Here is a 9,167-nt window from a genome sequence, read left to right as displayed (position 1 = left end):
CTTTTTAACTCTCTTCAGTCATTTTTTATTTTCTGTTGACCTTTATTTTAACTTCCTACGGCCCTTCTTTAACTATTTCAGTCCTTCATTATCTCTGTAAGCCTTATTCCACTATTTTTTTGATATACTCTAGGAAAAATCATGAAGCTATAACCTTGATACTACCACCAACTGCAGATATAAGTAAAATTTATAAATTTTGTCCCTCTAAACTGTATGGGGGAAAGACAGAATGAATCGCGTTTTTCCTTTTTGTATTATAGGACTAAAAGTTTGTTTAAGGACTTTTAATTATTACATGACTTAATACTTATTACAGAGTCTATTACAGAGTCGGAAATTGTACCAAAATTGGAAATTATATCACGGGATTAGAAAAACTATGCCGAATTTACAGTATTCTGGCAGACCCGGAGTAAAAATCCAATCAAATGGGGTTTTAGCTAAGAGTTATCAAAATTTTGGTGGGGGACTATGGCAGAAGAGCTTAAAGATAAGATTTACGAGTACCTTTCAAATCATTACTACCTGAACCTTGCAACCGTAAGTCCGCAGGGCAGGCCAATGGCCCATACAATGGCATATGTATCCGAAGACGCTGTTGTATACGTGGCAACCAATAAGAATACCCGGAAAGTCCAGAATATTATGCAAAATCCTTATGTAGCATATACTGTCGACGAGGATGATCCAGATTGGTTTGAGATGAAAGCCCTTCAGATTGAAGGCAAGGCATCAATAGTTGCCAATGAAAATGAATTACGAGAAGTAGGGGAAATAATGGCAGCCAAATTTCCGGTTGCTGCAGACATGCCCCCTGACCCGGAGAGTATCATGATAAAAATTGAGCCAGAAGTTATCTATTATCTTGATTACAGCATTAAGTTCGGGTACAGGGAGCAGGTGAACCTATAAAACCTGTGTTTTAATTTTTGGTAAAAGCCAGTGCTGAAAATAATTCCTTCGTACTTAATGTGACATATTCTCATGCTTCTAAGATATCTAAACTCTGCTATGCAATTGTCTTAACGTTTGTGAGCAATAAGACGATAAAGGCTTTTGACTGACTAGACTAAATAAAAGCTTGGCTAATAGAGCAGGATAATAATTAGCTAGCAAAACTGAACAAAAAGTTAACTGGCAGGAAGCTGACTGACAGGATAATTATCTAAGACGTAAGGTAAAAAAGGAATGAAAGAAGCAAATCAAAGTGATCTTTAAGTCAATATGATCTTTAAATCGATATGATCTTTAAATCGATATGATCTTTAAATCAACATAAGCTTTGCTTCTATTCCGGGTTTCTATTTCAGATTTATAATGGAATCAATACTTTGTCAATTCCATGTATTACTCCATTAGCTGCAAAGATATCAGGCTCTATTACAGCTGCATCTCCTACTATTATTGTTCCGTCAGTTGTAGCATTCACAGCCAGCTTTTTGGTCTCCAGGGAAGCCAGTGAATTAATGTTTTTAAGATCTGCGGCCCTGTATTCTCCACTGATTACATAATAGGTCAGCACACGGTTCAGTCTCTCTTTATCATTACGAAGGTCATCAAGCCTGCCTTATGGAAGGCTCTCAAAGGCTATGTCAGTAGGAGCGAAAACAGTATAAGTTCCTCCTTTATTAAGAGTGTCTTCAAGTCCTGCATCCCTTGCAAGTGAAGCAAAGGTAGTATATTCTGTCCCTTCTGCAATCTGAACAATTGTCTGATTGTTATCCAAAGATTGGTTTGCAGAAGAAGTTTCATTGCCCTGGCCCGAGTTTTCTTCATCCAGCATTCCCTGGCTCGAGTTCTCTTCACCCGGGATTATGACTTCTTTACCTTCATCCGGGGAAGTTTCTTCCTGACCAGACAGTGACCCTTCTCCAGTGTTTCCACCTGCCGATTTTGTAACTTGTTCTGTTACGCTAGGGGTAGCACCTTCTACGGAAGTTACCTTTTCTTCACTCTCTATCTCATTTTCCTGAGCATTTTCCGCACAGCCGGAAATAAATACTATTGCTAAAAGTAAAACTACAAGAATTCCAGATTTCCTAATATCTTTTCCCCCCAAATATATATTCAAAAGATCTACTTTATAATTAAATTTTCATTTTATAATACATGTTCTTTTGATATAATCTTATCTATATTTGCAGAAAAATTATGTTAAAAAGACAGCAAGGACACTGAAAAGTAAATTCTCATTTACGTTGGTGCCCAACGAGTTGGAGATCTATATTTAAATATAATTTTGTTAGCTTGGATTTTGAGACAGCCTCTAAACCTGGTTAAACCTGGTTATTTTTCTAACCATAATTAATGATAAAGTTTTAAAACAGTTTTAAAACTTTATTAAAACTTTATTGATTTAATGGCAAAGTTGGTTTTTGGATTGGCTCATTATTGAAGAATACTAATTTATCTATTTTGTATATGTACTATAGTGTACAGATTATGGCAATTAGGTATTATAATATCAAGCCATGGGGAAGGTCTCTCAAAGAATATGTCAGAATGTTTAACTTAACACCTGACGATCTCGAGCGAAAGATCCTGGGCTGTGGAGACGGATCTGCAAGCTTCAATGCAGAGCTTACAGAGCAAGGTGGAAATATCACATCGGTTGACCCTGTCTACATTTTCAGTGCTGATCAGATTAGACAGAGAATTGATGAAACCTATAATGACATTATTGATCAGACCCAGAAAAACCAGGATAAATTTATCTGGCAAGAAATTGGCTCAATTGAAGAACTTGGAAGAATAAGGATGTCAGCTATGGAGAAATTTCTGAAAGATTTTGCAGGAGGCGTGATGCAAAATAGATATATGCCTGGTGAACTTCCCTTTCTGCCTTTTAGTGATAAAGAGTTTGATCTGGCACTGTGCTCGCATTTGTTATTTCTCTATACAGAGAACCTGTCACTGGAGTTTCATTTGAAATCGATAGAGGAATTATGCAGGGTTTCAAATGAGGTCAGAATATTTCCGTTGCTGGACGCAAACGCCGACCGATCACCATATGCCGAGCCTATAATTGATTATTTAAGGGCAAGAAATCGAAATGTAAAAGAAATAAAGGTAGCATATGAATTTCAAAAGGGTGGAAATACAATGTTAAGAATTTGTTGAAACGTTATGAGATGACAGATTTTGAGTTAATATCGGAGTAGAAATCAAGATTTAAAAAATATTCTTAAACTTGATTTTTTGAATATTTCTACTTTGAGATTCTCTATTATTATTATTATTATTATTATTATTATTATTATTATTATTATTATTATTATTATTGAGCTTTAATATTTTCCCTTTTTTGCTTAAAAGCCCAAGTTAACCTTTTTCCATGAAGGTTATTAAAATACACAAATCCAACATTAGATACACAATTCTGACGCTTAAATATATAAATTTATACTGCAACCATCTTGATGTGATATCATGGTAAAATTAAGCGAAGAGATGAAAACTGCTTTTTCGAAGGTAAAGATCTTTCCCGTAGCTACGGCCTCAAAAGAAGGAATTCCGAATGTGGTACCTATAGGGTTCTGCCAGCTTGTAGATGATGAAACAATCTGGATATCAGATAACTTCATGTCCAAATCCCTGGCAAACCTGAAGGAAAATCCAAATGTGGCAATATATGTTTGGGGACCAGACACCGGTGGCTGCTTCCAGATAAAAGGTAAAACTGAAATTATCAGTTCCGGAGAAAAATTTGAAAAAATGAAAGCAAACGTGAATGCGGCAAAACCCGGACTTCCTGCAAAGAACCTTATCGAAGTAAAGATTAGCGACGTATTCCAGTGCGCTCCCGGCCCTGACGCAGGAAAGAAGTTACTCTAATCAAATTAAACCATATCTTATCAGCATAATATCTGGATAAGCACCCATAAGTACCCGGATAAGAAGAATAAACTATGGCTGGGAAGTGTCAAAATGGTTGAAAATGAGGATAACGCCCCTGTTTTTTGTGAAAAGTACTGTATAGTCTGCAAGGGTGCAAGAGAAGGAAATAAAATTTGCAAGGCTATCCAGAATATTGAGTTGAAAATCTTCGGGAAAAACGGCTGCATCTGGGGAGCTGCAAGGACAAAATATTACGGAGTCACTCCTGATAAAAAACTCCCTGTGAATTCAAAAAAAAATAAACAAAAACAGAACGGTAGAAGTAAATAAGGAACAGAGAATAAGATCCAGTATTATAAAGAGATATGGTGCACTTAATCTCTGATAGTAACAAATTAAGAGAATAAGTACCTGAAAATCAAGTAAAAGTAACTGAATAGAATTGAGACAGGTATCTATTATTTCCTGTTCCTATTTACTCTCTTTCGTTTTTTTCGAGAACTTCTGTTATTAACAATGCTTTTTATCTGTAAATAGTGGTAAATTTTCTATAATTGTTTTATAGGCAAATTTGTTAATACCTGGATTTTAACATACAAAATTATCTGGAGATAAAGATCTACGGGAAAAGATCTCAAACATAAAATTACATGAAAGAATCCCGGAAACAAAGATTTACCAGAAAGAATCCCAATAATAAAAACTTACCAGAAAGAATCCCAATAATAAAAACTTACCAGAAATAATCCCAATAATAAAAATTTACCAGAAATAATCCCAATAATAAAAATTCATCAGAAAGAATCCCGAAAATAAAAATTCATCAGAAAGAATCCCGAAAATAAAAATTCATCAGAAAGAATCCCGAAAATAAAAAATTACCAGAAAGGATTCCAGAAAAAGTTACAAGGAAGGATATCCGAATTATGTCTGTACTGGGCATTATTGCCTGCGGGATGCTCGAAGACGAGCTTGTACATGTATTATCAAAAGACCGTGAGTTACAGCAGCTAATCATTGTGGAAAACAGGGAAAGCTCAGTTTTCCTCCGTAAGCTCAGGTTGAGAAATTGCAACCCAAGAACAGCTTTTCTGGACCGGATCCCGATGCTCCTGAAAGGCTATTCCAGCTCTGGTTTTAGAGTTCCTGCAAGGCTTATTTCAAGCTTTCCTATCCTCAAAAAGTTTTGCAGAAAAAGGAAACACAGTGAAGAGGTAAGTGTTGTCGTAAACCTGTTAAGCTTGGGCCTACATGCCGATCTTGAGATTTTAAAGGCTGAAGTTTACAGAAATATCCGTGAGATGGTGTCTTTTTCAGATAGAATCCTGGTTTTTTATGGGATCTGCGGGCATGCACTTGGAAAACTGGAAGAAGATTTAGCTGATCTCGAATGCCCGCTTTTCTTCCTGAAAGACCAAAACGGAGAAACCATAGAGGACTGCATCAGTCTGGCACTTGGAGGAAACGAAGCTTATGCAAGGGCCATGGCCAAATTCCAGGGTATGGGAACGATCTACCTGACCCCAATGTGGGCTTCTAGCTGGAAGAAGCTGGAAAATGAAACAGGGAACCGGGACTTCAACAAGCATTATCTGAAAAATCCACTCTACTGCCTGGCTGCAAAAATAGATAGCGGACTTGCAGACAATCCGGAGTTTCATGCAAATGTTAAAGAGTTTGCCTTCACCTTTGATATGAAAGTTGTGAATCTCAGAGGAAGTCTGGAAATTACCGAACAGTCTTACATGAATGCCCGAAACGGCGCAACTGAAAAACAATAAAGAAGCTGGTTTAAGCTTTCATTGGAAACCTATTCATTTTTACGGAAAGTAAAGCTACAGAAAACCTTCTTCAGGAAAAACAAATTGCAGAAGCCGCAAACCGTACCAAGAGCGAATTTCTGGTGAATATGAAGGGAGATATGGTAGAAATAACTGTCACAGATACAGGAATTGGGATTAAACCTGAGGACCAGGGTAAACTTTTCAAGCCTTTCAGCCAGGTTGATTCCTTTTTGTCCAAGCAATATCAAGGAACCGGGCTGGGGCAATTCGCTGGTTAAGCAGTTGTACAGTTACACGGCGGATATGTATGGTTCAGGAGCAAAACTGAAGAGGAAGGCATCTTTGCTTTCGTGATTCCGATAAAAGGTAATGAAGTCGAAGATGGAACTACCAGGTGATATTTTTTCACCACAACCGAAAATACATGTTAATTTGCTAATCAGCATCATATTTAATTTTTTAATTAACATTGCACATAATTTGTCAATCAACATATGGAATTGTTTAAATAATTACTATAAGAATTTGTAGTTACTATAATTCATTGTTGAATTACTTCCTTGGTTTGTCTACGCATCTCACAGCATATCTTAGGAATCTAAAAAATGAAAACATTTCCCGTTGTCATCTTATCTATCATTCTATTTATGTTACTGTCACCCATAGCTGGAGCAGCAAACCAAACTGATATTAACCAGGAGCTTCAGCAGGGAGGTATAATTCACCTTCCTGCTGGGAATTATACTTTGACAGACTCAATAATTCTTCAATCGAACACTATTCTGGAAGGTGAACCCGGAACTGTAATTACAATTCCGGATCACGCCGGATGGCCTGCATGGAAACCTTTAATCTCAGGAAATGGTGTTCAAAATGTCACAATTCAAAATGTAGAAATTAATGCAAACAGTAACGGAAATTCCGAAACTCCGCATGGCGCAGGATATTATAACTGCATCTATATGATCGATTGTGATAATGTACAGGTGTATAACTGCACTTTTCACGATGGTCTGGGAGATGGCCTGAGAATTAAAAGAAGTAAAAACATCGAATTTTATAATAATCTTGTTTACAGACTCGGACATGAAGGTTTCTTTGGCATTGAGAGTCAGTACATTGAATGCTTCAATAATCGAATAACTACAAGAACAAACAGTGGTCTCAGGATCTGGAACTCTGCAAATGTCAGATTCCATGACAATGTTATAGATGCACAATTGGATGCTGGCGGTGGTGATCCTGGCATCCAGATCGAAGATTCCAAAGGCACTGTAAGTAATGTAGAAATCTATAATAATGTCCTTAATAGAACATGGGGAAAAGGTGTCTGGTTAGTTGCCTATGATGCAGGAGTCTCAAACACTCAGAAGGTTCTGATCCATCACAATTTGTTCTATGAAATAGGACAGAGTTATAATATTCCATCTACAGGAGGCATAGTCAATGATGGATTCCAGGGCACTCAGATTTATAACAATGTTTTTGATGGGGTAAAAAATAACGCCTTTAGAAATCAAGCTGGAGGGCAAGGTACACTAATAAAAGACAATATTTTTACAACTACAGTTCAACATACTGCAATTTATCAGACGGGAACAGGATACGCGATCGCTGATCTTGTAGGAGCAAACCTTTCTGTAACTAATAATACTTTTTACAATAACGAAAAGGGGGATGCATATCAAACGAGTTTTTCTAATGTCGATTTTAGAGATCCTGAAACTCATCAGACTTCTTCCGGTTGGACCTGGACAGGCTCAACATGGACATGTAAGTTTGTAAAACCAATGGAATTGGGCTCTATTCCACTTACTACAACCATCAGGTTACGACTAATGTCAATAATATACAGAGTATATTATATTACAAATTATTTTTAAATTTTTTAAACTAAGCGTAATATAAAGTTGTGATGTTACAATATTTTTTGTACCACAACTGTTTTAACCACAACCATTTTAACTACAACCGTTTAAACCGCAACCGTTTTAACTTCAAATTAATATTTTTTGCATTTGATGGAGAATCGATTGTTAGATGACTAATCGATTGTTAGATGACTAATCGATTGTTAGATGAATATTACTTTAGGTATGATCTGATTGAAATTGAGAATATTTCCTGGGAAGGGTTGTATCCTTTTTCTTTATGTTCAAATTTTTTGTCATATTCTTCTGCATCAATTTCATTAATTTCCAATACTGGACTATATTTATACTTCCAGTTATGCCCTTTAACAGCTCCTTCTTTTAATTCCAAAGCGAGCATGCCGTAAGGGTATTCACCATTCAGATCACTAATATTGAAATCTTTGCTGCTTTTAAAGCCGTGCTTGCAATAGTTATGGGGATCGCCGAATATAACAATTATATTTATTCCATCGTTTTTAGCAATATCAATTGTGTGGTGAATTAATGCACTGCCTACACCTTTCCGCTGATATTTTGGTAATACACTTATGGGGCCAAAACTCGCAATTTCCATCTTAATTCCATCTTCCGAATACAACCAGGCTTTGGTGTACATAATGTTGCCAATTATTTCACCATTATATTCTGCAACAAAATCAAGTTTCTTAATAAAATCAGGATGATCTCTCATAATATGTACTAAATAATGTTCATTACAGCCAGGTACATAGAGATTCCAAAATGCTTCTCTCGTTAAGTTTTCTACTTGATTGAAGTCCTCTACTTTTTCATTGCGAATTGTAATATCCATGATAAATTCCTTTTTATTGTTTTATTTGGTTATGTGAGTAGTATTAATTACAGCAATTCAATGATATTAAATATCAGTATATTGGGCTTTATATCGTTTTAAGGCAATGGTTTTTGCCTAAACTTACGGTATTTTTCCTTTTATCTCAATCAATAATTCTCAATTATAACTCTACTTAAGCGAAAATAATGTAGTTTTACGAAAACAACTGTGTACTACATAATATAGAAACTTTGCAGCTGCACAGGATTACCAGATCACATAGATTAGTGAAGTTACGCAGAAACAGGCTGTTCATATCCAGAGCTTAATATAGGAAAACAGTAAAAAGTCATTGAGAAAAAACCTGGTGACATTTTTGGTAACAGTTTCCATAGGACTTACACAGTAGAATTGGGAAATAAGTATAATTTAATATACAACTGTATAAAACAGAACATTAGATTACGACGGCTATTATGATTTAAACTGAATAAAGTTTTCTCTATACCATTTATGGTCATCTGTCTCTTCAAAAAGTTCAGGGCGATTCTTTCTTAGTGTTTCGAGTTCATGATTCAAGTTTTTTGCTCCATAAAGCGATTTTATGTTAGAAAGTTGGTCGATGGTTAAGTTATGTTTATTGAAAAGCTCAGGGAATAATGAATCATCGATATTATCCTCTTCAAAGTCAACCTCTGTAAAATCAGCTCCTTCAAGGTTAGCCCCTTTAAAGTTAGCTCCTTTAATATTAGCCCCATTAAGGTTAGTTCCTGTTAGATCTGCTCCACAAAGGTAAGCTCTTTCAAGGTTAGCTCCTTCAGAGGCTCTCAAATTAGA

General features: G+C 36.0%; 9 protein-coding genes and 1 pseudogene. 7 read left to right on the top strand and 3 right to left on the bottom strand.

What is annotated here, in order from left to right; all coding sequences use genetic code 11:
* Positions 1-474: 474 nt before the first annotated feature.
* Entirely contained in the window at positions 475-915 is a 441-nt protein-coding gene (locus A9239_RS03330; protein ID WP_048117781.1) for a pyridoxamine 5'-phosphate oxidase family protein, read from the top strand.
* A gap of 400 nt (positions 916-1,315) precedes the next feature.
* Here A9239_RS03330 and A9239_RS20810 read toward each other — a convergent pair.
* A pseudogene (locus tag A9239_RS20810) lies at positions 1,316-2,062 on the bottom strand (fasciclin domain-containing protein).
* Positions 2,063-2,445: 383 nt separating this feature from the next.
* On the opposite strand from A9239_RS20810, the gene A9239_RS03320 reads away from it, so the two are divergent.
* The 6 genes from A9239_RS03320 (at position 2,446) to A9239_RS03300 (ending at position 7,507) form a co-directional block, all read left to right on the top strand.
* Complete coding sequence (locus tag A9239_RS03320; protein WP_048155417.1) at positions 2,446-3,123, top strand: hypothetical protein; 678 nt, start codon at positions 2,446-2,448, stop codon at positions 3,121-3,123.
* Positions 3,124-3,432: 309 nt separating this feature from the next.
* Entirely contained in the window at positions 3,433-3,837 is a 405-nt protein-coding gene (locus A9239_RS03315; RefSeq protein ID WP_048117780.1) for a pyridoxamine 5'-phosphate oxidase family protein, read from the top strand.
* Between the two features lie 93 nt (positions 3,838-3,930).
* A complete protein-coding gene (locus tag A9239_RS03310; protein WP_048117774.1) occupies positions 3,931-4,170 on the top strand; it encodes a hypothetical protein in 240 nt (79 codons plus the stop codon).
* Positions 4,171-4,766: 596 nt separating this feature from the next.
* Entirely contained in the window at positions 4,767-5,621 is an 855-nt protein-coding gene (locus A9239_RS03305) for a DUF1638 domain-containing protein (protein WP_048155419.1), read from the top strand.
* 20 nt (positions 5,622-5,641) lie between these two features.
* Positions 5,642-5,902: an ATP-binding protein gene (locus tag A9239_RS20755; protein WP_158498981.1), complete on the top strand. Its 261-nt coding sequence runs from the start codon at positions 5,642-5,644 to the stop codon at positions 5,900-5,902.
* A gap of 327 nt (positions 5,903-6,229) precedes the next feature.
* Positions 6,230-7,507, top strand: coding sequence for a right-handed parallel beta-helix repeat-containing protein (locus A9239_RS03300; RefSeq protein WP_052712765.1), 1,278 nt, complete (start codon positions 6,230-6,232; stop codon positions 7,505-7,507).
* Positions 7,508-7,709: 202 nt separating this feature from the next.
* Here the strand turns inward: A9239_RS03300 and A9239_RS03295 are convergent, their stop codons facing one another.
* Positions 7,710-8,348 (bottom strand): GNAT family N-acetyltransferase, encoded by a 639-nt coding sequence (locus tag A9239_RS03295; RefSeq protein ID WP_048117770.1) that lies wholly within the window; start codon positions 8,346-8,348, stop codon positions 7,710-7,712.
* Positions 8,349-8,804: 456 nt separating this feature from the next.
* On the bottom strand, positions 8,805-9,167 hold a 363-nt coding region (locus tag A9239_RS03290), incomplete at its 5' end, for a pentapeptide repeat-containing protein (protein WP_141706356.1).

The sequence above is a fragment of the Methanosarcina sp. A14 genome (assembly GCF_001729375.1).
Taxonomy (GTDB): domain Archaea; phylum Halobacteriota; class Methanosarcinia; order Methanosarcinales; family Methanosarcinaceae; genus Methanosarcina; species Methanosarcina barkeri.
This window is presented reverse-complemented; position numbering and strand designations above follow the sequence as displayed.

What these genes read in the sequence shown, in the direction of transcription:
- A9239_RS03330 (WP_048117781.1), top strand. Translation starts at nt 475, where the DNA reads ATGGCAGAAGAGCTTAAAGATAAGATTTACGAGTACCTTTCAAATCAT.
- A9239_RS03320 (WP_048155417.1), top strand. Translation starts at nt 2,446, where the DNA reads ATGGCAATTAGGTATTATAATATCAAGCCATGGGGAAGGTCTCTCAAA.
- A9239_RS03315 (WP_048117780.1), top strand. Translation starts at nt 3,433, where the DNA reads ATGGTAAAATTAAGCGAAGAGATGAAAACTGCTTTTTCGAAGGTAAAG.
- A9239_RS03310 (WP_048117774.1), top strand. Translation starts at nt 3,931, where the DNA reads ATGGTTGAAAATGAGGATAACGCCCCTGTTTTTTGTGAAAAGTACTGT.
- A9239_RS03305 (WP_048155419.1), top strand. Translation starts at nt 4,767, where the DNA reads ATGTCTGTACTGGGCATTATTGCCTGCGGGATGCTCGAAGACGAGCTT.
- A9239_RS03300 (WP_052712765.1), top strand. Translation starts at nt 6,230, where the DNA reads ATGAAAACATTTCCCGTTGTCATCTTATCTATCATTCTATTTATGTTA.
- A9239_RS03295 (WP_048117770.1), bottom strand. Translation starts at nt 8,348, where the DNA reads ATGGATATTACAATTCGCAATGAAAAAGTAGAGGACTTCAATCAAGTA.